The sequence below is a fragment of the Spongiibacter pelagi genome (genome assembly GCF_014705705.1).
Classification (GTDB): Bacteria; Pseudomonadota; Gammaproteobacteria; order Pseudomonadales; family Spongiibacteraceae; genus Spongiibacter; species Spongiibacter pelagi.
In genome coordinates this window covers 228225-253611 of record NZ_JACXLD010000001.1, presented here as the reverse complement: position 1 = coordinate 253611, position 25387 = coordinate 228225, and the positions used below count along the sequence as shown (strand labels likewise).

19 protein-coding genes are annotated in these 25387 nt (G+C 50.0%); 6 read left to right on the top strand and 13 right to left on the bottom strand.

Annotation, left to right across the window (positions count from 1 at the left end; translation table 11 throughout):
- Nucleotides 1-71 precede the first annotated feature (71 nt).
- Genes IB286_RS01205 through rpmH form a run of 6 tightly spaced genes read right to left on the bottom strand, consistent with a single transcriptional unit; the run spans nucleotide 72 to nucleotide 5940 of the window.
- A complete protein-coding gene (locus IB286_RS01205) occupies nucleotides 72-2057 on the bottom strand; it encodes a TonB-dependent receptor plug domain-containing protein (RefSeq protein WP_190761834.1) in 1986 nt (661 codons plus the stop codon).
- A gap of 27 nt (nucleotides 2058-2084) precedes the next feature.
- Entirely contained in the window at nucleotides 2085-3440 is a 1356-nt protein-coding gene (mnmE, locus tag IB286_RS01200; protein WP_190761833.1) for a tRNA uridine-5-carboxymethylaminomethyl(34) synthesis GTPase MnmE, read from the bottom strand.
- Nucleotides 3441-3446: 6 nt separating this feature from the next.
- Nucleotides 3447-5135: a membrane protein insertase YidC gene (gene yidC, locus IB286_RS01195; protein WP_223826036.1), complete on the bottom strand. Its 1689-nt coding sequence runs from the start codon at nucleotides 5133-5135 to the stop codon at nucleotides 3447-3449.
- The gene (yidD, locus tag IB286_RS01190; RefSeq protein WP_223826035.1) at nucleotides 5132-5392 is read right to left on the bottom strand and encodes a membrane protein insertion efficiency factor YidD; all 261 of its coding nucleotides are present in this window, start codon (nucleotides 5390-5392) and stop codon (nucleotides 5132-5134) included. Before yidD ends, yidC begins: the two co-directional genes overlap by 4 nt.
- A gap of 4 nt (nucleotides 5393-5396) precedes the next feature.
- Complete coding sequence (rnpA, locus tag IB286_RS01185; protein WP_317889675.1) at nucleotides 5397-5774, bottom strand: ribonuclease P protein component; 378 nt, start codon at nucleotides 5772-5774, stop codon at nucleotides 5397-5399.
- Between the two features lie 31 nt (nucleotides 5775-5805).
- Nucleotides 5806-5940 (bottom strand): 50S ribosomal protein L34, encoded by a 135-nt coding sequence (rpmH, locus tag IB286_RS01180; RefSeq protein WP_190761831.1) that lies wholly within the window; start codon nucleotides 5938-5940, stop codon nucleotides 5806-5808.
- Between the two features lie 502 nt (nucleotides 5941-6442).
- On the opposite strand from rpmH, the gene dnaA reads away from it, so the two are divergent.
- The 4 genes from dnaA to gyrB all read left to right on the top strand — a co-directional run bounded on the left by dnaA (nucleotide 6443) and on the right by gyrB (nucleotide 12785).
- Entirely contained in the window at nucleotides 6443-7927 is a 1485-nt protein-coding gene (gene dnaA, locus IB286_RS01175) for a chromosomal replication initiator protein DnaA (protein WP_398284560.1), read from the top strand.
- A 73-nt stretch (nucleotides 7928-8000) separates the two neighbouring features.
- A complete protein-coding gene (dnaN, locus tag IB286_RS01170) occupies nucleotides 8001-9113 on the top strand; it encodes a DNA polymerase III subunit beta (protein ID WP_190761829.1) in 1113 nt (370 codons plus the stop codon).
- A 64-nt stretch (nucleotides 9114-9177) separates the two neighbouring features.
- Entirely contained in the window at nucleotides 9178-10332 is a 1155-nt protein-coding gene (gene recF, locus IB286_RS01165) for a DNA replication/repair protein RecF (protein ID WP_190761828.1), read from the top strand.
- A gap of 32 nt (nucleotides 10333-10364) precedes the next feature.
- The gene (gene gyrB / locus IB286_RS01160; protein WP_190761827.1) at nucleotides 10365-12785 is read left to right on the top strand and encodes a DNA topoisomerase (ATP-hydrolyzing) subunit B; all 2421 of its coding nucleotides are present in this window, start codon (nucleotides 10365-10367) and stop codon (nucleotides 12783-12785) included.
- A 59-nt stretch (nucleotides 12786-12844) separates the two neighbouring features.
- Here the strand turns inward: gyrB and IB286_RS01155 are convergent, their stop codons facing one another.
- The 3 genes from IB286_RS01155 to glyQ all read right to left on the bottom strand — a co-directional run bounded on the left by IB286_RS01155 (nucleotide 12845) and on the right by glyQ (nucleotide 16636).
- The gene (locus IB286_RS01155; protein WP_190761826.1) at nucleotides 12845-13513 is read right to left on the bottom strand and encodes a lysophospholipid acyltransferase family protein; all 669 of its coding nucleotides are present in this window, start codon (nucleotides 13511-13513) and stop codon (nucleotides 12845-12847) included.
- Between the two features lie 79 nt (nucleotides 13514-13592).
- Nucleotides 13593-15683, bottom strand: a complete 2091-nt coding sequence (gene glyS / locus IB286_RS01150) for a glycine--tRNA ligase subunit beta (RefSeq protein WP_190761825.1) — start codon at nucleotides 15681-15683, stop codon at nucleotides 13593-13595.
- Nucleotides 15680-16636, bottom strand: a complete 957-nt coding sequence (glyQ, locus tag IB286_RS01145) for a glycine--tRNA ligase subunit alpha (protein WP_190762666.1) — start codon at nucleotides 16634-16636, stop codon at nucleotides 15680-15682. Before glyQ ends, glyS begins: the two co-directional genes overlap by 4 nt.
- A 153-nt stretch (nucleotides 16637-16789) precedes the next feature.
- Between glyQ and djlA the strand changes: the two genes are divergently transcribed.
- Together djlA and IB286_RS01135 are read left to right on the top strand one after the other, a co-directional pair.
- Nucleotides 16790-17581 (top strand): co-chaperone DjlA, encoded by a 792-nt coding sequence (djlA, locus tag IB286_RS01140; protein WP_190761824.1) that lies wholly within the window; start codon nucleotides 16790-16792, stop codon nucleotides 17579-17581.
- A gap of 165 nt (nucleotides 17582-17746) precedes the next feature.
- A complete protein-coding gene (locus IB286_RS01135; protein ID WP_190761823.1) occupies nucleotides 17747-20515 on the top strand; it encodes a PKD domain-containing protein in 2769 nt (922 codons plus the stop codon).
- 10 nt (nucleotides 20516-20525) lie between these two features.
- Here the strand turns inward: IB286_RS01135 and IB286_RS01130 are convergent, their stop codons facing one another.
- From IB286_RS01130 to rsmB, 4 genes are all read right to left on the bottom strand, one after another.
- Nucleotides 20526-21083 (bottom strand): class I SAM-dependent methyltransferase, encoded by a 558-nt coding sequence (locus IB286_RS01130; RefSeq protein ID WP_190761822.1) that lies wholly within the window; start codon nucleotides 21081-21083, stop codon nucleotides 20526-20528.
- Nucleotides 21084-21095: 12 nt separating this feature from the next.
- On the bottom strand, nucleotides 21096-22544 hold the full coding sequence (locus tag IB286_RS01125) for a TrkH family potassium uptake protein (RefSeq protein ID WP_190761821.1): 1449 nt from the start codon (nucleotides 22542-22544) through the stop codon (nucleotides 21096-21098).
- 8 nt (nucleotides 22545-22552) lie between these two features.
- Nucleotides 22553-23926, bottom strand: a complete 1374-nt coding sequence (gene trkA / locus IB286_RS01120) for a Trk system potassium transporter TrkA (protein ID WP_190761820.1) — start codon at nucleotides 23924-23926, stop codon at nucleotides 22553-22555.
- Nucleotides 23927-24056: 130 nt separating this feature from the next.
- A complete protein-coding gene (gene rsmB / locus IB286_RS01115) occupies nucleotides 24057-25364 on the bottom strand; it encodes a 16S rRNA (cytosine(967)-C(5))-methyltransferase RsmB (protein ID WP_190761819.1) in 1308 nt (435 codons plus the stop codon).
- Between the last annotated feature and the right edge of the window lie 23 nt (nucleotides 25365-25387).

The following is a 25387-nucleotide window of genomic DNA, read 5'->3' as shown; positions in this document are numbered from 1 at the left end:
ATATCCGTCTAAGCGTATTCAAGAATCCATCCTGGCTCTTGGTTTCTGTCTCTCTCAGCGCAAGCCTTTGATCAGTAGTAATAACTGAGGGTGATCAAATGCCGAGATTGATCATTGTAACGGTTGTCGTTTAATAACTCGCTGTTTTCCTCATGCCTGAGTCGCATTATGTAAGCGAGTTCAGCATGGTGTCTATTCCACGTAAAGGTTTGACTCAGTTTGATATCACTACGTGAAAAAGTGGTGTTTCTATTGGGATGTGGAATTTTTTCCGTGTAATACCTAGCGTAAGAGAGGCTGGTGCTATCTGTCAAAGCATAAGAAGCCAATAGGCTGGCGATATTTCTGGGGGTAAATGTTTTCTCGGTATGGTGATTCGTTTCTGAATCCACATAGGCGTAATTTGCACGAAACATCCACTGCGGATTGGGCCGGTAATCCACTTCAATTTCAGCGCCTTGCAGATCTAAATAGTTGGAATTAAAGGGTGAACCGCGGTCACAGGTTAATGTGTCTGAGATCAATTTTTTCAATCGATCTTTATAGATTTTTACATCAACTTGTAAGCCGTATTGTTGGAAATTACCGTAGTAGCCCAGCTCTTGGGAGCGAATTTCTTCGGCTTTTAGACCTTTGTTGGATTGTATGGGGCAATCGAAACGTCCGCTGGTCATGCCTGGAATAGTTGTGCCATCGGTTTGCCTCACATTGTAGGCGTAGTACTGCCAATCGACAGAGGTTTCCAATAAGTCTGGAGTGCGATAACCGGCGGAATACACTGCTCTCAGGCTGTGGTTTTTATCAATGTGATAATTGATGGCGGTTCTGGGTGATAAGTAGCTGCCGGAAATTTCTTGGTTTTCCCAAAAAAAGCCGGTTGTAGAAGTCAGCTTATCGGTCCATTTATATTCTGCGCTGGCAAAAATCTGAGAACCTAAATTATCGACTTTACCGTCGTAGTAGGTATCAGATTCCACTTCATCTTGTTGAAAATGAATACCGGATACCGTTTTTAATTTTGAGTTCCAGATTTTGGTATCTTGAAACTCAATATCATAGCGCCGAGTGAGTTGGTCCTCATTGGTATCAGCAAGTACCACTGCAGCTGGATAAAGTGGCAGGTCAATAAACGCCGCCGGAATAAGTGCGGTAAGTTCACGCAGGGATTCCTGCTCGGCAAAATCCACTCGGAAGTGCTGCTGGTGTGTATCGCTTAAATCCCAAGACAGTTTTGCAGATGCGGAGATATCCGTGGTTTCAGTGTCCATGGGTGTGATCCACGGATCATTAATATCGTCGGTAATGTCGCCGTTTTTGTAGCCTGCAGATAATTGCAGCGCGCTGTTTTTTAAATTTTTATCGTAGCGAACATTTATTAGCTTGGTTTTGTCGCTGTCGCGGCGATCTTCACCACTGGCTTTTCTGTCAAAACCATCATCTCTTCGGCTGGCAACAGTAACGCGATAATTTCCTTCGTTGAGTGAACCTGAATGGGCAAGTCGATAATCTTCTGTATTACCACTGCCTTTTTTTGCTAGCACATGAATGGTTTCGGTATCGGCGGGATGCCGAGTAATAATATTGATCACACCCAAAAAAGCGTTGGCACCGTAGCTGGCCGAAGATGGGCCGCGAACGATCTCAATGCGTTCAATATCTTCAATGGTGATTGGCAGATCATTCCAATCGATTGTAGACAGGCCCGGTTGATAGACTGAGCGACCATCGATCAATACCTGCATACGGCGCGAGTCGCGGTAGTTAGTGCCATGATAGCTAACCACATAATTCCAACCGTCGCGGGCACCGACCATGGTGCCGGGAATCAATCGAAATAATTCCGGTATTTTGCGAATACCTGAAGCATCAATCATTCGTCTATCAATAATACTGACGCTGGCAGGAACTTCGCTGCGATCCTGTTTTAGTCGAACCGCAGTTAAAACGATGGGTAGAGTTTCTTCTTCCCACAATTGGGCATAGCTGGTGTTACTGAGCGACAGACTACAAGAAAAGACCAAGCAGCTTGATAGCAAGCTGGCGCGAAGGTTTTTCATAAAGATTATCCGTTATTTCTAAACGAATTATTTTCCGATACAAAAACTGGAAAATATTCTTCCTAATAGTTCGTCTGAACTGAACGCTCCTGTTATTTCAGACAAGTTCTCTTGAACCAGCCGCAATTCCTCTGCTAATAGTTCACCCGCTTGAAACTCAAGTAACTGCTGCTCACCGGTATAGAGGTGGTGCATCGCTTTTTCTAGGGCATCGATATGCCGACGTCTGGCGATAAAACAGGAGTCGCTTTCTTTAAATCCAACCGCTTCTTTTAAATGTTGCCGTAACAGCTCGATACCTTCCTGGGTTTTGGCGGAAAGATATAGGCTTGGATATTCGCCCTGTTCTTCTCGGCAGATTTCCCCAGATAAATCGATTTTATTAAAGATAACCGTAAGTCGGTTAGTAGATAGAAACGGTTTAAAGTCTTCAGGAACCGTGATGTCCTGTTTTTCGGTATTGCTGTCGACTAAAAGAACCACGCGATCAGCATTATTGATTTCCTGCCAGGCGCGGCGGATACCCTCTTGTTCTACGGGGTCATCACTGTCTCTAAGTCCAGCGGTATCAATAATATGCAGTGGCATACCATCGATTAGGATATTTTCGCGCAAGACATCTCGCGTGGTTCCGGCGATATCGGTAACAATGGCGGACTCTCGTCCGGCAAGCGCATTTAGCAGGCTGGATTTACCGGCATTGGGTTTACCGGCAATAACCACGGTCATACCTTCGCGCAGCAAACTGCCTTGTTTTGAAGATTGAAATACCCGCTGTAATTTTTCTTTTATCGAGGCGAGATCGTTTTGAATACGGCCGTCGCTGATAAAATCAATTTCTTCTTCAGGGAAATCAATAGCCGCTTCAACATAGATGCGAAGTACAGTAACAGCTTCAACAAGCTCATTAATTTTGTCGCTAAACTCGCCTTGCAGTGAGCGCATGGCTTGTCTGGCGGCCTGTTCGGAAGCGCTATCAATTAGGTCAGCAATGGCCTCAGCCTGAGCCAAATCAATTTTATTATTTAAAAAAGCACGCTCTGAAAATTCGCCGGGGCGGGCCATTCTTGCACCCGTGGCAATAACTTCGCGCAGCAAACAATCTAGCAGTACCGGGCCGCCGTGACCCTGTAATTCCAAAACATCTTCGCCGGTAAAGGAATGGGGGCCGGGAAAATAAATAGCGATGCCTTGATCGAGAACCGCTTTTTGCCCTGCGACATGTTCATAGAAATTGCCGTAGTGAGCATATCGAGGCGTTAGGGTTTTGCTAAGAACTTGTTCAGCAATCAAGCCGCAAGCTGGGCCGGAAACCCGGACAATGCCGACACCACCTTTACCCGGTGGTGTCGCAATGGCGGCGATGGTGTCCGTTGAGTCCATTCAGGATCAGCGAGTAGGTAAGCCGCTTTTTTCGATTCGCTTGGAAATAATGTATTGCTGCAGAATCGACAAGCTGTTGTTCACAACCCAGTACAGTACCAAACCTGCTGGGAAGAACAGGAAGAAGAAGGTAAAGATAACCGGCATCCATTGCATTACTTTGGCTTGCATTGGATCTGGTGGCGGCGGATTCAGTTTTTGCTGGAAGAACATTGTAGTACCCATAATTAAGGGCAACACAAAATACGGATCCATGGATGACAAATCGTGAATCCACAGCATAAAGGGCGAGTGGCGCAATTCGACGCTTTCCATTAATACCCAATACAAAGAAATAAATACCGGCATTTGTACCACCATGGGCAAGCACCCACCCACCGGGTTGATTTTCTCTTTTTTGTACAGCTCCATCATGGCCTGGGACTGTTTTTGTTTGTCGTTGGCGTAGCGCTCGCGCAATTCAACCAGCTTGGGTTGAACACGGCGCATGTTTGCCATAGAGGTAAAGGCCTTGGCATTGAGCTGGAAAAATAGTGCTTTAACCAGAACGGTAACGGCGATGATCGATAGACCCCAGTTACCCAAGAAACCGTGCAATTTAACCAGCAACCAGAAAATAGGTTGAGCGATCCACCACAACCAACCGTAATCCACACTCAGGTCTAGGCCGGGTGCAATCTCTTCTAAGCGGTATTGGTCTTTGGGGCCGCTGTACAAAATAGCGGATGCGCCGCCTTGACTTCCTGCAGCAACGCTAAAGCCGGGCTGGGTAATACGGGCGATGTTCATGCTTTGTTGAGTGACAACCGTCGATAGCTGATTTTGGCTGTCTTGTTGTGGCACCCAAGCATTTAAAAAGTAGTGTTGTACCATGGCGATCCAGCCACCGTTAACCGTTTGGTTTAAGGGCTTCTCTCGCATTTTTTCAAATCTCAACTTATTGTAGAGATCATCATTTGAGGCATAGGCCACGCCAAGGAAGGGGTGCATGGCAAACATGCCGCCATTATTACTGGCACCTGGGTCTGTGCTGTTATCTCGGCGCAACTGAGTAAATAGGGTTGCATTAAAGGGCTGATCGCTGAGGTTGTTTACCAGATAGTCCATTCTTACCTGGTATTCACCGCGTTTCAGAGTAAAGCGCTTAATAATAGAAATGCTGTCGGAATAGGCATAGTGCAGATCCAGCACCACTTCATCACTTCCCTCTTCCAGCGTTTTGCTGTTTGAGTTGGCGCTAAACAGCGGGCGACCTTCGGCAGTGTCGGTGGCATTGTCACCAATCAATCCGCTCTGGGCGATAAAGCTGCGCTGGCCATTGTTTTCAAGTAGTACAAAGCGCTCTTTCGAATGTAGTTCAGCGGCAAATTTTTCCAGCTCGGAATAAACAATATCGCCGCCGCGAGGATCAATCTTCAGTTTAAGCACATCGTTGCTAAGGCTGATTAATTGCTCGCTTGCCTTTTTCATTACGGGATCAGGTAATGCTGCAGATGCACTCTGCAAGCTTGGCATCTCTTCATTATTGCTAGTGAGCGCAGCGGGTTCGGCTGGGTTTTGTGCGCTGGTGTCTACGGTAGCGGATGCCGATAACGGCGTTGAGTTTTCTAACTCAAAATTTCGCCATTCCACTAACAGCATTAAAGAAAGTGCGGCAATGGCGGCAATAAGAAGGTAACGCTGGAAATCAATCATTGCTGAGAAGCCTGGTGAGTATGGGTTTCTAATTTTGTGGGTTTAGCGTCTGGAACAGGGTCGTAGCCACCGGGATGAAATGGGTGGCATTTGCACAGCCGTTTTGCTGACAACAGCGATCCCCGCGCGGCGCCATGTTGTTGAATTGCTTCAACCGCATATTGTGAGCAAGTGGGATAAAAACGACAGTGCGGAGCCATTAGCGGACTAATGCAATGGCGATAGAAACGTATGCAGGCGATAAGCAGGCGCTGCATGTGATTATTCCTCCGAAAGCCCCAGACGTTTTTTTGCACGCTTATCGAGTTGACGCCAAAGTTGTTGAAATTGGCGGTGTAGCTCGGGGTTTTCCAAGGAGTCTGCCCCGCGTCTGGCGAGCACAATAACATCAATTGCGGGCAAGCGGGATTGTTCTTGTCGAAAAGTTTCTCGAATAATTCGCTTGAGACGATTGCGCTGAACAGCGAGGCGAACATTTTTCTTGGCGATAACCAAGCCTAGTCGCGGGTGATCTAGCTGGTTTTGCTGGGCAAGAAAAAGGAATTCCGCACAGGACACCTTGACCGTCGAGTTGTCGAAAACTGACTGGTAGTCCTGCGCGTTAAGAAGCCGCAGCGATTTATCGAAACGACAAGTCACCGCCCTTCCAAAAAGGTGCTATCAGTCTGAATTAAGCAGACAGAACAGCGCGGCCTTTGGCGCGGCGACGGTTGATAACTTTGCGGCCGTTTTTAGTTGCCATGCGAGCACGGAAACCGTGGGTACGAGCGCGCTTCAGATTGCTTGGTTGAAAAGTTCTTTTCATGATCGTGTCCGGTCAACTTTTAAATTGAAACTATAGCGATCTTCTTGGGCGTGGTTTATTGCTTACCTATATAAAAGGAAGCAAGACTTCTCGATTCACGCTTTAGAAGAACAGCTGAAAATTGGATCGCGGATTTTAAAGTACCGGGCGTCGATTGGCAATGCTAAAACGCGAGAACACGTAGAATTTTGGCGGTTTTTTATCCAATGCTTATTTTGAGAATTGTTTGTTTCTATCCCCTTGGCTAAAACCATAAGCCGGTGACTATCTGAACAGTTAACAAACAGGATATCCACAGCAATTCATGGGGGTTTATCCACAGCTTATAATAATGTCATCTTGTCAAACAGAAAGTCCTAGAATAAGATTTATCTTATTGAATAAAAAAGAAAATTCCATTTTAAATGGAATATAAAAATTGTGGATAACTCTCGACTCGAAGAGTAAAATACTCCACCTTGCACCAATGTTATCCTCTAAATAATCACGCTATAAAACGGAGTTGAGCTTGTCTGAGTCAACCTGGGCACAGTGCCTTTCCTACTTACAGGATGAGCTGCCCTCGCAACAATATAATACGTGGATCAGACCGCTGCGACTTCAAGCTGCTGAGGGTGTGATTTGCCTTGAAGCGCCAAACCGTTTTGTTCGTGACTGGGTAAGTGATCGTTTTCTGGCGCGTATCCAAGAGCTCGTTTCTGAGATTTCTGTAGATCCGGTATCGCGACCCGAAGTGCGTCTGGAAATTGCCAGCACGCCCAAAAGCCACTTTGAAGCGACGCTGAATCAACCCGCAGCAAATACCGCTGTTGCAACGGCGGATAATATTGCTCCCGCCGCTCCCATTATTGAATCACCAAGTTTTCCACCCATCATTGAGCGCTCTACGGATCGGCCAGTTGCAGAAAATATGGCCAAGCCGGTGAACGAGCGTGCGGTTGAGGTTGAAGGGGCTATTCGCCATCAGCAAAGTGCGCTGCTACCCAATTATACCTTTGACTCTTTTGTTGAGGGTAAATCAAACCAACTCGCTCGCGCGGCGGCGAGTCAGGTTGCTGAAAATCCCGGTAGAGCCTATAACCCACTATTTCTTTATGGTGGTGTCGGTCTGGGTAAAACCCACCTTATGCACGCTGTGGGTAATTCCCTGTTGCAACAAAACCCTAATGCCAAGGTGGTTTATCTGCATTCTGAGCGTTTTGTGGCTGATATGGTTAAGGCGCTACAACTTAATGCGATAAATGAGTTCAAGCGCTACTACCGCAGTGTTGATGCGCTATTGATTGATGATATTCAATTTTTCTCTAATAAAGAACGTTCACAGGAAGAGTTTTTCCACACCTTTAATGCCCTGCTTGAAGGTGGTCAGCAAATGATTCTGACCTGTGATCGCTACCCGAAGGAAATTAAAGGTCTGGAGGAGCGCCTCAAATCCCGGTTTGGTTGGGGCTTGACGGTTGCGGTTGAGCCGCCGGAGTTGGAAACTCGGGTGGCGATTCTGCTTAAAAAGGCCGAGCTGGAAAAGGTAAAACTCTCAGAAGACGCCGCCTTCTTTATTGGTCAGCGTGTGCGTTCTAATGTTCGCGAGCTTGAGGGGGTGCTGAAGCGGGTTATCGCAAGCTCGCGATTTATGAACCGCCCCATCGATATTCCTCTAATCAAGGAATCCCTCAAAGACTTGCTCGCTCTGCAAGATAAGCTGGTTAACCTCGATAATATTCAGCGTACCGTAGCGGAATATTACAAAATTAAGGTCTCGGATCTGATGTCAAAGCGCCGCAGTCGTTCGGTGGCTCGGCCTCGACAGCTCGCGATGGCCTTGTCGAAAGAACTGACTAATCACAGCCTGCCTGAGATTGGTGAGGGCTTTGGCGGCAGAGATCACACCACGGTGTTGCATGCCACGCGAAAAATTAAAGAATTGCGTGAGAGCGACGCAGATATTCGTGAGGATTATCAGAATTTGATTCGACTGTTGACCACCTAATGGTATGGTTACAGTTTAAGTTATTCCCTCTTTTTATAAGTTATAACGTGCTACTAATAAGGATCATGTCAGAATGAAATTTGCGATTTCTAGGGATGTGTTAATCAAACCCTTGAACCTAGTTGCGGGTGTGGTCGAGCGTCGACAAACCTTGCCAATTCTTGCAAATGTTCAGCTGGTGCTTGAAGGAAAGACCCTGTCATTAACGGGGACCGATCTCGAAGTTGAGCTTGTCGGTCGTGTGCCGGTCAGTGAGTCTGCCGATTCGGTAGAAGGTGAAATCACGGTCCCAGCCAAAAAGCTGGTTGATATCTGTAAGGCGCTGCCAGATGGCGCTGAGCTTAACTTTCAACTCGATGAGCAAAAGCTGGTGATCAAATCTGGACGCAGCCGCTTCCAGCTTTCAACGCTATCTGCCAGTGATTTTCCTGCGGTTGAGCAAGGTGCGGGTGGTCAGCGTTTTACCCTCAAACAGGGTGATCTAAAGCGTTTAATTGAACGCACCAGCTTTGCTATGGCTCAGCAAGATGTTCGTTACTACCTCAACGGTATGTTGATTGAGTTGAGCAATGGCCGTTTACGCCTAGTGGCTACTGACGGTCACCGTTTGGCGATGGCCACTTTTAGCAGTGATGTGATTGCAGTAGACAATCAATCTCAGGTGATTTTGCCGCGTAAAGGCGTTATTGAATTGTCTCGCCTGCTGATGAATGAGGACGAGACGGCGGAAGTGGTGGTAGGTAATAACCATATCCAAGTGATTACCCCTGACTTCACGTTCACCTCGAAATTGATTGATGGCAAATTCCCCGACTATGAGCGGGTACTACCTCGCTCAAGCACCAAAACCGTTTTGGGTTCTCGTGCGGGACTTAAAGAGGCTTTTGCGCGTACAGCGATTTTGTCCAATGAAAAATACCGGGGTATCCGCCTGACTCTGAGTAGCGGCAATATTCAAATTATTGCCAACAACCCGGAGCAGGAAGAAGCTGAAGAAACGGTAGCGGTTGATTACCAAGGAGACGGCTTGGAGATTGGTTTTAACGTAAGCTATCTGCTGGATGTTCTCTCTGCACTTAATGGCGAGACGGTTAAATTTTCTCTGTCCGACGCTAACAGTTCTGCCCTTATTGAAGAGTCAGAACAAAGTGATTGCCAGTACGTTGTGATGCCAATGCGTCTTTAATTGATTTTGTGGGGGCTTTTCTGCCCCCTTTTCATTTCGATAAGCCCTCTTCTCTCTCCCGCGAATGCAGCTTAATAGTCTGGATATCCACAACTTTCGCAATATCAGCAAGGCTCGCCTTTCGGATTTGGGCCCTGTTAATTTGATTCATGGCCTTAATGGCAGTGGTAAAACCTCGGTGCTTGAGGCTGTCTACAGTCTTTCGATGACGCGCTCCTTTCGCACACGCAAGACCAAGTTGGTGATTCGTGAGGGTGAGCGGGATTTTATTGTTCGGGGGCTAATCAGTGCTCTTGGCGAGACTGATTATAGCTTGGGTGTCAGGCGCAGCCTGGATGATAAGTCTCTAGTAAAAGTGTCTGGCGAAGCTGTGCGAAGCTTTGGTCAGTTAGCGGGTCTGCTTCCGGTTCAGCTAATAAATCCAGATAGTTTTGATTTGCTGGAGGGTGGCCCCGGTAATCGGCGTCAGTTTTTAGACTGGCCAATGTTTCACGTGAAACATTCTGGTTTTTTTGAGGCTTGGAGCAGGTATAGAAAAGCCTTATCCCAGAGAAATGCCTTGCTAAGACGTGGTAAAATGGGTGCCGAAATAGAGCCGTGGTCGATGGAGCTGGTGAGGCATGGCAAGACATTGGATGAGATTCGTCGCTCTTCCTTTAATGCTGTAGCTCCGGTTTTTGATTTGGTATGCCAGCGCCTCGGTGAATCCACGGTGTTGGGTGCTGATGATGGTGAGAGGCCTGCGGCGGAGAATCCTTTTTCTGAGTTAAAGCTGGATTATCAACCCGGCTGGGATCAGGGGATTTCGGATTTTGAGCTGGCCCTATCTCAGGCTTTAGAGGGCGATGTTCGACAGGGTTTTACTCGAGTTGGCCCACACCGAGCGGATGTTAAGCTTAAGATCGGTAGGGTTGATGCTGCTGAGCGACTCTCTAGAGGCCAGATAAAAACCGTGGTTTGTGCGCTTAAAATTGCACAAGCTAAATGGCTAAAAGAGGAACACAATATCGATAGCGTGTTCCTGATAGACGACATTGCTGCTGAGTTGGATCAATACCGGCGAGCGGCCTTGATCGAGCAAATTTTAGATGTGGCTTCACAGGTCTTTGCCACGTCTATTGAGCCATCAGAATTGGACTCTTCCTGGTTTCAGGGGCGGCAAATAAAAAGGTTTCACGTGGAACATGGGGTAGTAAATCCTGTAGCAACCACAGAATAGTAAGTTGGATCTGCACTAGATATAGGTGTGTAATGAGCGAAGAAAAAAAAGAATACGATTCCAGTAGTATCAAAGTACTGAAGGGACTCGACGCGGTACGTAAGCGTCCGGGCATGTACATTGGTGATACGGATGACGGAACCGGTCTGCATCACATGGTGTTTGAGGTTGTTGATAACTCCATCGATGAAGCTCTGGCAGGTCACTGCTCAAAGATCCAAGTTATTATCCATCCCGATGAGTCGATATCGGTATCTGACGATGGTCGGGGTATCCCGACTGAGATGCACGAAGAAGGTGTGTCTGCGGCAGAAGTTATTATGACGGTGCTCCATGCTGGCGGTAAGTTCGACGACAACACCTACAAGGTTTCGGGCGGTCTGCACGGTGTAGGGGTCTCGGTAGTTAATGCCCTTTCAGAAGAATTACGGCTGACAATCCGCCGTGGCGGCAAGGTTCACGAGCAGATTTATCGCCATGGTGTGCCAGATGCCCCGCTGTCCGTGGTTGGCGAGACTGATCGCAGCGGCACCGAGATTCGTTTTAAGCCTAGCGCTGCAACCTTTACCAATATCGAGTTTCACTTTGATTACTTGGCCAAGCGTTTGCGGGAACTGGCCTTCCTGAACTCTGGCGTCAATATTGACCTGATTGATGAGCGCAGCGGCGAAAAGGAAAATTTTTGCTACGAAGGCGGCTTGTCTGCATTTGTTGAATACCTAAACCACAACAAAAACCCAGTAAACAAGGTGTTCCACTTTGTTACTGAGGCAGACGGTGTTGGGGTGGAAGTCGCCCTGCAGTGGAATGATGGCTTCCAAGAAAACCTCTACTGCTACACCAACAACATCCCTCAGCGTGACGGTGGCACCCACCTTGCTGGTTTCCGTGCCGGTTTAACCAGAAACCTGAACAACTATATTGAAAGTGAAGGCATGGCTAAAAAAGCCAAAATTGCCACAACAGGTGATGATGCACGTGAAGGTTTAACGGCGGTTATTTCTGTAAAAGTCCCTGATCCTAAGTTCTCTTCTCAGACCAAAGACAAGCTGGTTTCCAGTGAAGTGAAGACGATTGTTGAGCAGGCGATGGGCGCCAAATTTGGCGATTTCCTGCTGGAGAGCCCTAACGAAGCGCGGCAAATTGTTCAAAAGATGCTGGATGCGGCGCGCGCCCGTGAGGCAGCACGCAAAGCACGCGAAATGACTCGCCGTAAAGGTGCGTTGGATATTGCTGGCCTGCCCGGAAAGTTGGCGGACTGTCAGGAAAAAGACCCTGCCCTTTCTGAACTCTACCTGGTGGAGGGTGACTCTGCGGGCGGTTCTGCAAAGCAAGGTCGCGACCGCCGCACCCAAGCCATCCTGCCGCTGAAGGGTAAAATTCTTAACGTTGAGAAGGCGCGCTTTGACAAAATGCTCTCCTCTGCCGAGGTTGGCACTATTGTTACCGCGCTGGGTTGCGGTATTGGTAAGGACGAGTTCAATCCAGAAAAACTGCGCTACCACCAAATTATTATTATGACCGATGCGGACGTTGACGGTTCGCACATCCGCACCCTATTGCTGACCTTCTTCTTCCGGCAAATGCCAGAGCTTATTGAAAACGGTTATGTATATATCGCTCAGCCACCGCTGTACAAAATTGGTCGCGGCAAACAGCATCAGTATCTGAAAGATGAGGCGGCCTTAGCGTCTTACCTTACCCAGAGTGCTTTGGATAATGCGGCGCTTTTTGTGAATCCAGATGCGGCTCCAATTACCGGTGCAGGGCTTGAGTCTTTGGTAGAAAAATACCGCAAGGTAGAGTCGGTTATTAATCGCCTCTCCCGCATTTATCCGCCAAAAGTGCTGAAAGAAATGGTTTATTTGCCCACTCTTAGTGTGGATGAGTTAGCGGATAAAGCGGTAACTGAAAAATGGACTGCAGCACTGGCAGAGGCGACAGTAGAGCTTGAGGCTCGCGATCCTCAGCAGCGTTATGATGTGCGTTTGAAGGAAGATCAGGAGCTGCATATCTTTATTCCGGAAGTAGAAATTATCGCTCACGGTGTAAGTACACACTATCAGTTTGGTCGTGATTTCTTTAAGTCCTCTGATTATGCGGCGATTGTTGAACTGGGTGAGCAGCTCAACGGCTTGCTAGAAGAAGGCGCCTTTATTCAGCGCGGTGAACGCCGCAACGATGTGCAGGATTTTGACGAGGTCATGGTCTGGTTAATGGCACAAGCCGAGCGCGGTTTTAATATCCAGCGCTATAAAGGTTTGGGTGAAATGAATCCGGATCAGCTTTGGGAAACCACCATGGACCCTGAAGCCCGCCGGATGCTGCGAGTCACCATCGAAGATGCCATTGCCGCGGATCAGATTTTCACCACCTTGATGGGTGATCAGGTTGAACCGCGCCGTGAGTTTATTGAAACCAATGCGATGAAGGTGGCGAATCTGGACGTTTAAAAACGACCAGAGCAAGTCTCAAAAGCCGAGTGTGAGTTGCCTTGCACTCGGCTTTTTTATTAGCCGATTCGTTGGCACTGCTCCGCGATCCAGTCTTGAATTTCTTGGGTTATCGCTCTCGGGTCACGATCAGCCGTAGCAACCGGCTGCCCCACCACCAAGGTAACTGTGCCGGGATAAATAATCCGGCTTTTTGATGGCCAGCATTTTCCCGCGTTGTGGGCGATAGGGATGATGGCTTTCTCGGCACGAATCGCAATATTCGCTCCGCCGCGGGCAAAATTGCCAAGCTGTCCATGTGGTGAGCGTGTGCCTTCAGGGAAAATCAGCAGGTTGTAGCCCTTATCAAGGCGGTCAATGCCCTGCTCCAAGGTTTGCTTAATCGCTTCGCGGGGTTTGCTGCGATCAATGCCAATCGCTTGCATGGTTTTAAGTGCGTGGCCAAAAAATGGAATTGAAAGCAGCTCCTTCTTTAACACGGTGGCGACGGGATACAGAAACCACTGTAGAAAAAAAGTTTCCCACTGGCTTTGGTGATTTACGATGACGACGTAGGGATGGTTTGGCGTTGGTAGTTGTCCTTCAACAACAAGCTTTACACCACAGCAGAGGCGCAGCCATTTCATAATCAGAAAGTTTCCAATCACAAAATAGCGACCGGTATTGTACTGCCCAAGCAGCGGCGATAATAAAATACCGGTCACACTGAAGAAAAAAGTGATAAGCACTTGGCCAAACAAAAATAGATGTGACCTACATGCATACCACGATTTTTTCATCTTTAACGCTCGCCGTTGTTTTGCGGAATTAATCTTTAGCCGGAACCAGTTGAGAAATATCCGCCACTTCCAAGAACAAGGTGCGCAATGCGGTTAGCAGGCGCAAACGGTTTTGGCGCAGCGCAGGATCTTCCGCGTTTACCATCACCTGATCAAAAAATTGATCAACAGGCTCTTTTAATACCGAAAGCTGAGTTAGCACTTGCTGGTAATCACCGGCCTCAAGCAGCGGTGCAATATCTTGGGTGCTGGCAGAAATAGCATCGGCTAATTGCTGTTCGGCACCAGCCTCAAGCAACTTGCTGTCGATTTCGCCGCTGATATCAGCCGCATCAGATTTTTCAAGAATATTGCCAACCCGCTTATTGGCGGCAGCGAGCGGTTGAGCTTCGGCGAGTTGGCTAAAGCTCTGTACAGCGAGAATACGGCGGTGAAAATCGCTGGGTGCGGTAATGCCGCGCGCAGAAACCGCACGGAACATTTCTACACTGATCCCCTGATCCTCATACCAAGCCTGTAGGCGATCGAGAATGTAGTTAGTGGTGGTGTCGAGTAATTCCACGCTCGAAGAAATTCCTGGATGTTGTTGCAGAGCAGTCTCGATAAGCTCTTTCAAATCCAGTGGCAGATCTTTTTCGATAATAATCCGAAGCACACCTAAAGAGGCGCGACGCAAAGCAAAGGGGTCTTTTGATCCAGTAGGAATCTGACCAATACCGAAAATGCCGCTGATGGTATCGAGGCGATCGGCAAGCGCAACAATGGTGCCGCTCATGGTTTCAGGTAGTTTATCCCCAGCAAATGCCGGTAGATATTGCTCGTGCATGGCCTGAGCAACGTCTTCGGTTTCGCCATCATTGCGGGCGTAATACTGCCCGGCAATACCTTGCATATCGTCGAACTCGAACACCATTTCACTAACGAGATCGCTCTTGCACAGCGCGGCGGCGCGAACTGGCTGCTCCGCTTCTACGCCCAGCTTGTCAGCGAGATAGGCGGCTAGTTTTTCGAGGCGTTCGGTTTTGTTGTAAATAGTGCCCAGCTTGTCTTGGAAGACCACGGTTTTAAGTTTTTCGCGGCGGGCTTCCAGAGTGGTTTTACAATCCACTTCAAAGAAGAAGGCGGCATCGCTCAAACGCGGGCGAATAACGCGCTCATTGCCATCAACAATCCGTTGCGGGTCGCTGCTCTCAATATTCGACACGGTAATAAAGTGCGGCATGAGCGATCCGTTAGCGTCGACTACATGAAAGTACTTTTGGTGTTCCTTCATGGAGGAAACGAGGGCTTCCGCCGGGACTTTCAAGAAGCGCTCTTCAAAACGGCCAGACAAAGCAACAGGCCACTCAACCAGAGCCGTAACCTCGTTTAACAGGTCTTCATCGATAACGGCAGTGCCGCCCAGTTTGCTACCTTGTTCGATCACTTGTTGGCGAATCATCTCGCGGCGCGTGTTAAAACAAGCAATAACACGGCCCTGCTCTTTTAGCAGGGATTCATAATCGGCGGCATTTGATAGCGCAATTTCGCCACTGCTATGGAAGCGGTGGCCGCGGGTTGTGTTGCCAAGAGCAAGGCCCATTATTTCACCTTGCAGAGCTTCTTCGCCAAAGATAATACTTGCCCAGTGAACAGGGCGTACAAACTGCTCGCGGCTGGCACCCCAGCGCATACGCTTGGCAATTGGCAGTGCGGCAAGTGCGCCACTAACAATTGAAACAAGCTGCGATTTGGTTTCTGCGCCCGCTTCGGTTTTGCTGATAAATAATTTGTCTTGTTTGCCATCGTTGCGGCTAAAGTTTTTCAGTTCGGTCGGGTTGATGCCGTTTTTCTCTGCAAAAGCTAAACCCGCTTTGCTGGGATTGCCCTCAGCATCTAATGCGACCTTGAGTGGTGGCCCCCATTGCTCAACGGTTTTTTCGGGCGCTTGTTCTTGCAGTTGTTTAAACAGAACCGCCAGGCGACGTGGACTGGCAAAACTTTGCACGCCTTCATTTTCCAATTGCTGCTCGGTCAAAGCATTAGCAATAAAGTCAGTGAATGCTTGACTTAGGGTAGCCAGTGATTTTGGTGGCAGTTCTTCGGTGCCAATTTCAATTAATAGATCGCGACGGCTCATTTGGCGCCCTCCTCAATGCTGGCCAAAACCTCGTCGCGAAGGCGTTGCTCCGCTAGGGGGAAGCCCAGTTTTGCGCGGGCATCAAAATAAGCTTGGGCGACAGCGCGGGCTAAGGTTCGTACTCGCAAAATAAAACGCTGACGCTCGGTCACAGAAATTGCGTGACGTGCATCCAGCAAGTTAAAAGAGTGAGAGGCTTTCATCACCATTTCGTAAGCGGGTAATGGCAGGCCTTTTTCAATCAAGCGCTGGCTTTCCGACTCACAGTGATCAAAGTAGCCAAACAGTTGATCAACATTGGCTTCTTCAAAATTAAAATGGGACATTTCCACTTCGTTCTGATGGAACACATCGCCATAGGTCACCGTGCCCTGTGGGCCTTCGGTCCAAACCAAATCGTAAATGCTGTCCACACCCTGCAGGTACATGGCGATACGCTCAAGACCGTAGGTGATCTCGCCGGTTACCGGATAACACTCCAGTCCGCCCACTTGCTGGAAGTAAGTAAACTGGGTGACCTCCATACCGTTGAGCCATACTTCCCAGCCCAAACCCCAAGCGCCCAGCGTTGGTGATTCCCAGTTGTCTTCCACAAAGCGAATATCGTGAACCGTGGGGTCAATGCCCAACATGCGCAGGGAATCTAAATACAGCTCTTGGATATTCAAGGGCGACGGTTTCATTACTACCTGAAATTGATAGTAGTGCTGCAAGCGGTTGGGGTTTTCGCCGTAGCGGCCATCGGTGGGGCGGCGGCAGGGCTGAACATAGGCGGCATTCCAGTTTTCCGGGCCAATGGCGCGCAAAAAGGTTGCGGGATGAAAGGTGCCCGCGCCCACTTCCATATCAAGGGGCTGAAGAATGACGCAGCCCTGTTGGGCCCAGTACTGTTGCAGTGCCAGAATCAGCCCTTGAAAAGTGCTGACATCGGCGGTTGGTGTGGCGGTAGCCATGCGCTGTGTTCCCGTCAAATCTGATTTGGCAAAAAATAGCGAATTATACAGGCTTGTGCCGCCGGTAGGTATGCCCACCTCGCCTGTGTGGGTGGTTGCTGTCATGTTCCACTGTTATGATCTGGCCCGCTACGTGTTTAACCGGGAGAAGTCATGGGCAAGCTAATTGGTGCGGTGTTGGGTTTTTTAGTGGGCGGCCCCCTCTTCGCACTACTGGGATTAGCGGCGGGACATTTTTTTGATCGCGGCTTGGGGCAAGCGATGGGTTTCGATTACGCTGGCGCCAGAGCCGAGCTGCAGACCCAGTTTTTTGAAACTTGTTTCCGGGTTATGGGGCATATTGCCAAGGCCGATGGTCGAGTTTGTGAAGATGAAGTCGCCCAAGCGGAAGCGATCATTGCCAAGTTGGGGCTGCAAAACGAGCGCCGCCAGCAAGCGATAAACCTATTTAAAGAAGGCAGCGCCGCCGATTTTACGTTAGAGCCAGAGATGTCGCGTTTTTTACAGCGCTGTGGCCGTCAGGTGCTGATGCGGCAAATGCTGTTGGAAGCCCTGCTCAGTATCTCCCTTGCGGATGGCAAGCTAGACCCTGCAGAAACAGACATTCTTGGTAAAGTTGCGCATTATTTAGGTGTGCCGGAGCGCGACTTTCAACGCTTATTGCAGATGGCGACGGCCCAGCAGCACTTTCATGGTCAGGGTAGTGGCGGCCAGCGCGCACCATGCCGAAATGCTCTCCAAGAGGCTTATCAAGCATTGGGTGTTAGCGAGTCAATTAGCGCCCCCGAGCTGAAAAAAGCCTATCGCAAATTAATGAGTCAGCATCACCCAGATAAGCTGATCGCCAAGGGTGTGCCCGAGGATATGATTAAAATCGCCACCGAGAAGGCACAGGAAATTCAGGCGGCTTACGACCTGATACAAAAACACCGAAAAGCTAAATAGCCGCGCGTATTGAAGCTTATAAAATAGTATAAAAAACCAACAGAAGCTAAGGCTTAAGAAACATTGGCTTAAGAAACACGGGCTTATCATACCCCTTAATAAGCCTGTCATCTTTGCTCTCTAGAATACACGGTCTTTCCGAATTTGCCGCTTCCGGAGTTGTCCGTGTCCTCCCGTATCTTGCACTCAGTTTTTCTGTGTCTTCCTTTATTGCTTTCCGCCTGTGGTGGTTCTGGTGATAGCAGCGTTTCTGAAACCGAGCTGCCCGATGATCGAGAAACGGGTATTCGAATGCTGGGTGAGTTTGAGGTGGCCAGTGGTTCGCGCCAGAGTTTGCGCGGCTACCCGGCGCCAACGGATGGCTCGGTAATTTGGACTTGGGAAATTTCGCCGGATTATTTGCAACTGCTGGACATTGAGATCAGTGGCAATCGCCTGAGTTATACCGCTCCACCTGTTAGTCAGGCGGAAACGGCAATTGTGAATCTTTCTGCAGACGCTACCAGTGGCGAAAATTTAGGTGATGCACGCCGGCGAATTAGCGTTTTACCCGCAGATTTTCCAACATCAATTCCTCTTGTTGATGCTGGGGAAGATCGCAGTTGGCCTGAGAACAGCCAGCAGCAACTTTATGCCACTACCAGCGCCAAAGCGGGTCGTACCATTCGCAAACTTAAATGGGAGCAAGTTTCTGGTATTCCGGCGATTGATGGGGCGGCGGACCAAAATGGCTTAAGTTTGAAATTGCCTCAAGTCGAGGCGCCGACAGAGTTGGTGTTTACGGTTAGCGCTGAGGACAGCGGCGGCTTTGTGGCAAGTGACACGGTTAGCGTGACCATCCTTAATACCCTAGCGAACCAATTGCCCGCCGTGACAGCGGGTAGCGATAAACAAGTTTTGAGCCGCCGGGTGGTTGAGCTAAGTGCACTGGCCAGCGATGCTGATGGCAGCATTGTGTCTTATCAGTGGCGAGTATTACCGCCATTTTCTGATGTATTGATTAATAACGCAGACACAGCCACCGCCAATTTCAAAGCGCCGAATGTGGCACAGGTGCAAAACCTGATCGTAGAAATTAAGGTTGTAGATGATCAAGGTGCCGAGGCGCGAGATCAGTTGACGGTAACGGTTCAGCCCTCGGTGAACAGCGAACCGGAAATTCTCAGCGTGAGCGCTGATCCCGGTGTGGTTTATGATGCCGAGTCAGTCGCATTTTCCGCGCAGGGCACGGATGCCGACGGCGACACGCTGACATATTTATGGCAACAGCGCGACAATGGTGCCCCTGCCGCAGGGATACAAAACGCCAATACGGCGGATGCTGGCGTGGTGATTCCGCAAGTGACGGAGGCAACCGATTTCGAGTTTGAATTGGTTTTGGATGATGGTGCCGCACAGGATAATCGGAGCGTTATTGTTCGCGCCGTACCAAGAGAAGTTTTAAACCCCAGCCCAGAAGTGTGCGTTACCGAGCCGCTGCAAAAAGGCTGCCCCTTGTATCCGCTCTCCAGTTTATTTGATACCAGTTATTACGAAAGTTGCGCGACCTCGCCGCTCAGTAGCGACTGTCTACTGGGCGATCTGCTCGGTGACAGTATTGTGGATTGCTTGACCTCGCCTGGGGAGAATTGTGTTTCGGTACTGTCTGCGCTGGCAGATCCAAGCTATTTGTTGGAGCAAATCGGCCCGGAAGAGCCGGCGGATCACTGCACGCCAGCCTTTGATAGCAGTACTTTTGAGCACTATCGCGGCTCGCTCCATGAGCATACTGCCTACTCCGATGGCACCCTGTTAACGCGGCCAGAAGATGTGTATGAACAGGTTAAAGAGCGGGAATTTGATTTTGTCGGCGTGACCGACCATTCAGACACATTGAATATTCCGTTAACTGTTGGCGATGGAGAATGCCCGCCTGAGCAATTGCTTTACTGTTATCTGCTTATTGGCGAGGGCTACGAAACGGAAGCCTTTACCAAGTGGGTTTCCACTTTAGAGCAGGCTGAGGGTGCCACTGTGCCCAACAGTTTTACGGGCATTCGCGGGTTTGAATGGACCTCGGATCGCTTTGGTCACGCCAATATCTTTTTCTCCCGCAATTTTGTGAATGCCAAAACCGGCCCCGGTTATGCGGTAAGCATGGCCTTGTTCTGGGAGTGGTTTACCCAGCCCGCCATGCTGGGTGGCGGTTCGGATGGTTTGTTGTCGTTCAATCACCCCGGACGGGAAGATGCTGTTGAAGGCGTTTTGCAAAATCTTGGCCTCGGCGACCCAGCCTATACCTTTAACGACTTCAGATATATTGATAGCGCGGATTATCGCGTTGTCGGTCTCGAAGTATTTGGCAAGGGCAGCGAATACGATAGCGGTGGCCCGAATGGCAGTTGGTTTGCCTATGCGCTAGACAAGGGTTGGCACTTATCACCGATTGGCAGCGAGGACCATCACGGCACCGATTGGGGTGGTGGCTCCCTGCCCAAAACGGTTTTTGTCGCTCGATCTGTCGCGCTCGATGATTTACGCGAAGCCATGTTGGCGCGGCGTACCTATGCGGTCGCACAAGAATATAATCACGTGAAGTTGGAATACGTTGTTGATGGCGAGCCAATGGGTGCACGCTTGCGTCGTCCACAAGGCGATTCCTTGCCCGTTCGTGTTAGCGTGAATCCAAATCGGGCGCTGGAAGGCGCCATGCGTATTCAGTTGGTGGGCGCGGGTAATGAAGTTTTGTTGGAATCGACGGGTAATACCTTGCTTGGAAATTTGCCGGTGAAAGCCGTAAAGTATTACGCCTTTGTTCGGGTTTACGATGGCGCCCGCCCCATCGCATTTGCTGCGCCGGTGTGGATTATGCCGGGTGAAACCCCACTACCCTATTGCCAACCTCCGGAAATTTGGGATGGCAATAGCCCTTTGTACCCAAGCTTGGGTTTTTAAAGCGGATCAGTTAGCTGGGTTTGCGAAACACGCCGGCGCTGATCGCCGGCTTGTCCATTTGTTGAAATAAGTCCTCGCTGTAGAAAAGCGTCTCGAGTTCCTTAAATTGTGCCGCCAACTCGGAAACTTCAAGCAGGAAATCCGGACTTCGCGGTCCGCCCTTATCACGGCGAAGACGATTAAAGGTTTGGTAATAGATCAGTCCGCCGGGCTTCAGTGTGCTAATTAAAGCGGGAAACAGCGGCCGAAACAGAAAGTAACTCACCGCAATAACATCGTAGGTATTGGCCGGTAGCAAAGCGCCGCGCTCCACATCACGATGTATAAGGTTTATTTTTAGCTGCTTTTCTGTGGCAAATTCGCCAATGATTTGTAAGGCGACTGCTGAGCTATCCATCGCATCGACAGTGAATCCATGCTCGGCTAAATACACCGCGTTGCCACCGAGACCGCAGGCCAAATCCAAGGCGTTTCCGCTGTCGGGTAGGAAAGCAGCCTGTTGTTTCAGAATAAAACAGGGCTCGGTTTGTGCCGATTCACCCTGATATTTCAGATCCCACTTATTCATGTAAGGCAGAGATCAGTGTCGCCAAAAGCCGGGTGACATTACCACCAGGAGGGTGAAAATTTCCAAGCGGCCCAGCAGCATGGCATAGCACAATACCCATTTTCCGGCGGCGCTTACGCTGTGATAATTGGCGGCTACTTCACCGAGGCCGGGGCCGAGGTTGTTGATCGCTGCGGCGGTTGCCGAAAAAGCAGAAAGAGAATCCAGCCCAAGCGCCATCATTATTAAGGTGATGAATACAAAAGAAATCAGGTACATGGCGACAAAGCTCCACACCGCGCTTACCACTTTGGCCTCTACTCGATGTTGACCGACCTTCAGTGGAATTACCGCATTGGGGTGCAGTAATTGCTTCATTTCTCGCAGGCCTTGTTTCCCAATCAACATTACTCGCACAGCTTTCATGCCGCCGCCGGTAGAGCCGGCACAGCCGCCAATAAACGACAACATAATCAGCGCAACCGGAAGAAAGGTGGGCCAACTGGAAAAGTCATCGGCGCCAAAGCCGGCGGTGGTGGTAATCGACACGGTGTGGAATATGCCGTGGTATAGCGCTTCCCAAGGCTGGTGGTGTTCGGCAATCATGAGGTAGGCGCAGATGATAATTGCCGAAATTAAAATCACGCCTAGATAAAATTTACTTTCCGAATCACGAAAATACTGGCCCGGCGTACGGTTGCGCCAAACCTGAAAATGTATCGAGAAGCTCAAGCCGGCAAACAACATAAACGCCGAACATAACAACAAAATTAAGGGGCTGTCGAAATAGCCCATGCTGGCATCGTGAGTTGAGAAGCCGCCAATCGCGATGGTAGAAAAGGCGTGGCAAATGGCATCGAAAAAGCTCATGCCCGCCAGCCAGTATGCCAAGGTGCATACGGCGGTGAGCGATACATACATTAAGAATAAGACTTTGGCGGTGCCGGTAATGCGCGGTGTGAGTTTATTGTCTTTCACCGGGCCGGGAGTTTCGGCGCGGTATAACTGCATGCCCCCGATGCCCAGAATTGGCAAAATCGCCACCGCGATAACGATGATACCGATGCCCCCCAGCCACTGTAGAAACTGGCGATAAAACAGGATTGAGATAGGCAGGTCATCGAGGCCGGTAATCACCGTGGCGCCGGTAGTGGTGAGGCCAGAGATGGACTCAAACACAGCCTCGCTAACCGACAGGCCCGGATGTTCGGCTAAATAAAAGGGCAAGGCACCGAATAGCCCCAGCACCGTCCAGAATAGGGAAACCACCAGAAAGCCATCGCGAATACCCAGATCCGCTTGTTTGCCTCGGCTGACCAGCCATAGCAGCACGCCGCAACCCAGAGTAACCGCAAACGCGGTGAGAAACGCGTTGAGCACGCCGTCTACAAAAATAAAAGACAGCGTAGCGGGCAGCGCCATGGTCAGGCTGAAAATCATCAGCAAAATGCCGATTATGCGGGCGACAACAATAAGGTGCATGATGGCTCTTAAAAAAAGGTAAACCCGACCTGAAACAGTTTTTCCACCGCCTTGATTTTGCTCTTATCCACCAAGAACAAAATTAAGTGGTCTTCAGACTCCACGACCAAGTGTTTGTGGGCGATCAACACTTCCTCGTTGCGCACCAGCGCACCGATGCTCACGCCATCGGGTAATTCGATTTCATCCAGCCGGCGGCCAACCACCCGCGAAGAGCGATTGTCGCCGTGAGCGATAATTTCCAGCGCTTCTGCCGCGCCCCGGCGCAGTGAGTGCACATTGTAAATATCGCCCCGACGCACGTGGGTGAGCAGGCTGCCAATGGTGATTTGCTGTGGCGACACGGCAATATCAATTTCGCCGCCCTGCACTAGATCAACATAGGCGGGATTGGTAATCAGGGTGACCACTTTCTTTGCGCCCATGCGTTTGGCCAGCAGAGAAGACATGATATTGGCTTCGTCGTCGTTGGTCAGGGCGAGGAAAACATCGATCTCGTCGATGCCTTCCTGAGTGAGCAATTCGTGATCAGAGGCGCTGCCGTTGAGCACAATGGCGCTGCTCATTTGTTCTGATAGATAGCGACAGCGGTCGTAATTGCGCTCAATAATTTTGACGTTGTAACGGGTTTCCAAGGCCTTGGATAAGCGCTCGCCGATATTACCGCCACCGGCGATCATCAGCCGCTTGTACTTGGTGTCGATGCGGCGCAGCTCGCTCATTACCGGCATGACGTTGTTTTTGGCGGCGATAAAAAACACTTCATCGCCCGCTTCAATAATGGTTTCGGCAGTGGGCTCAACGGCATTGCCGCGCCGGAAAATGGCCGCCACGCGAGTGTCGATATTGGGCATATGTTCGCGAATCGCTGCGATTTCATTCCCCACCAGCGGGCCGCCGTAATAGGCTTTTACGGCGACTAATTGCACCAGGCCATCGGCAAAATCCAGCACTTGCAGAGCGCCGGGGTATTGCAGCAAACGCTTGATATAGCGGGTGACCAATTCTTCCGGGCTGATAAAAACGTCGATGGGAATGGCATCGCTGCCGAACAGTTTTTCTTCGCGAGTATAGGAGCTGGAGCGAATGCGGGAGATTTTTGTGGGAGTGCGGAACAGGGTGTAGGCAATTTGGCAGGCAACCATATTGACTTCATCTGAGCTGGTCACCGCAATCAACATGTCGGCATCGTCGGCGCCGGCGCGGGCCAGAATATCCGGGTGGGAGGCCAGTCCGCATACGGTGCCGATATCCAAGCGGTCTTGTAGATCCTGCAGACGGTCTGCATCGGTATCGACAACAGTAATATCGTTGTGCTCACTGGCGAGGTTGGCCGCGAGTGTGCCGCCCACTTGTCCCGCGCCCAGAATAATAATTTTCATAAGGTGTTCCGCTGAACAGATATCGCGAAGAAAGCTCCGAGCGGTAATGAGAACAATGAAACACGCAGAGCTTCAATAATTTGGGAGTATTGTGCGTTGATTGCTGTAGCCACTCAAGAGCGAAGCGAATCTAGGCGGACTTTTTCAGCACCGCGTAGAAGAAGCCATCGTGTCCTTCAATCTGGGGAAACAATTGCCGGGTTCCGGTGCGGTCTGTGCCAAACTCCGCCTGAATCGTCTGCACTGAGGCATCCTCGGTTTGTTCGGTAAAGGCTTGAACCACCGCTTCATTTTCTTGGGGCAGAATTGAGCAGGTGGCATATACCAGCAAGCCGCCGGGCTTTAATGTTGGCCATAGCGAGTTGAGCAGGCGCAATTGTAGCTTGCTGAGTTCGGCAATATCGTCGGCCTTGCGATGTAGGCGAATATCTGGGTTGCGACGAATCACACCGGTGGCGCTGCAAGGGGCGTCGAGCAAGATGCGATCAAAAGCGCCGCCATCCCACCAGCTTTCGGTATCTGCAGCATCGGCACAGATGACGCTGGCGTGAAGTTGCAAGCGCTCTAGGTTTTCTTCAATTCGCTCAAGGCGGCGAGGCTCCAGCTCAATCGCGATCAACTCGCTCAGATCTGATTGGGATTCTAAAATTGCGCCGGTTTTTCCGCCGGGGGCGGCGCAGGCGTCTAACACTCGTTGCCCGGCTTGTAAGTCCAATAGTTCACAGCACAATTGAGCCGCTTCATCCTGCACACTTACCCACCCGGATTCAAAACCGGGAAGCTGAAATGCGGGAATCGCATGTTCCAAGCGAATGCCCTGCTTGGCAAAATCGCAGGCATTTGCTTCGATTTGCTGCTCAGCGAGTAAATCCAGATAGTGATCGCGGCTGTGATGAAGGCGGTTTACCCTCAAACAAAAAGGTGGATGGCTATTGCTGGCGTCAAAGATGGCATTGGCCTCGGTGGGCCAGGCTTGCGATATTGCATCGAATAGCCATTCGGGAAAGCCGCTTTGGGCGGCCGGGGCGAGACCTTCAAAAAATGCATCACCCTGCCGCTGGGCGTTGCGCAAAATCGCATTGACCATGCCGGTGGCCCAGTTTTTTTTCAGGGCTTTACAGGCGTCGACCACACTATTGATCGATGCGTGCGGAGGAATACGAGTATAAAAAAGCTGGTAGGCACCGATCATGACCAGCATTTTGATGTCGAGATCTTTGTTCTTCAGCGGCTTTTTAAAGCTGGGTGTCAGGGCCGCATCGAGCCGCCAAAATTGGCGCAGCGTCCCGTAGCAAAGCTCGCGGTACAGAGAGCGCTGCTCGGCGGGCAGATCTTTTTCAAACAGGCCCACTACCCGGCTTAATGAATTGCCCTCGGCAACCACGCTGACCAAACAATGGGCGGCGGCTAAACGGGGGCAGCGTCCTTTTTTATTCACTGTAAGTAAGTCCTTACATTCAT

Excerpts from the sequence above, each read along its gene's own strand:
- IB286_RS01205 (WP_190761834.1), bottom strand. The coding sequence starts at position 2,057 with ATGAAAAACCTTCGCGCCAGCTTGCTATCAAGCTGCTTGGTCTTTTCT.
- mnmE (WP_190761833.1), bottom strand. The coding sequence starts at position 3,440 with ATGGACTCAACGGACACCATCGCCGCCATTGCGACACCACCGGGTAAA.
- yidC (WP_223826036.1), bottom strand. The coding sequence starts at position 5,135 with ATGATTGATTTCCAGCGTTACCTTCTTATTGCCGCCATTGCCGCACTT.
- yidD (WP_223826035.1), bottom strand. The coding sequence starts at position 5,392 with ATGCAGCGCCTGCTTATCGCCTGCATACGTTTCTATCGCCATTGCATT.
- rpmH (WP_190761831.1), bottom strand. The coding sequence starts at position 5,940 with ATGAAAAGAACTTTTCAACCAAGCAATCTGAAGCGCGCTCGTACCCAC.
- dnaN (WP_190761829.1), top strand. The coding sequence starts at position 8,001 with ATGAAATTTGCGATTTCTAGGGATGTGTTAATCAAACCCTTGAACCTA.
- recF (WP_190761828.1), top strand. The coding sequence starts at position 9,178 with ATGCAGCTTAATAGTCTGGATATCCACAACTTTCGCAATATCAGCAAG.
- gyrB (WP_190761827.1), top strand. The coding sequence starts at position 10,365 with ATGAGCGAAGAAAAAAAAGAATACGATTCCAGTAGTATCAAAGTACTG.
- glyS (WP_190761825.1), bottom strand. The coding sequence starts at position 15,683 with ATGAGCCGTCGCGATCTATTAATTGAAATTGGCACCGAAGAACTGCCA.
- glyQ (WP_190762666.1), bottom strand. The coding sequence starts at position 16,636 with ATGGCTACCGCCACACCAACCGCCGATGTCAGCACTTTTCAAGGGCTG.
- djlA (WP_190761824.1), top strand. The coding sequence starts at position 16,790 with ATGGGCAAGCTAATTGGTGCGGTGTTGGGTTTTTTAGTGGGCGGCCCC.
- IB286_RS01130 (WP_190761822.1), bottom strand. The coding sequence starts at position 21,083 with ATGAATAAGTGGGATCTGAAATATCAGGGTGAATCGGCACAAACCGAG.
- IB286_RS01125 (WP_190761821.1), bottom strand. The coding sequence starts at position 22,544 with ATGCACCTTATTGTTGTCGCCCGCATAATCGGCATTTTGCTGATGATT.
- trkA (WP_190761820.1), bottom strand. The coding sequence starts at position 23,926 with ATGAAAATTATTATTCTGGGCGCGGGACAAGTGGGCGGCACACTCGCG.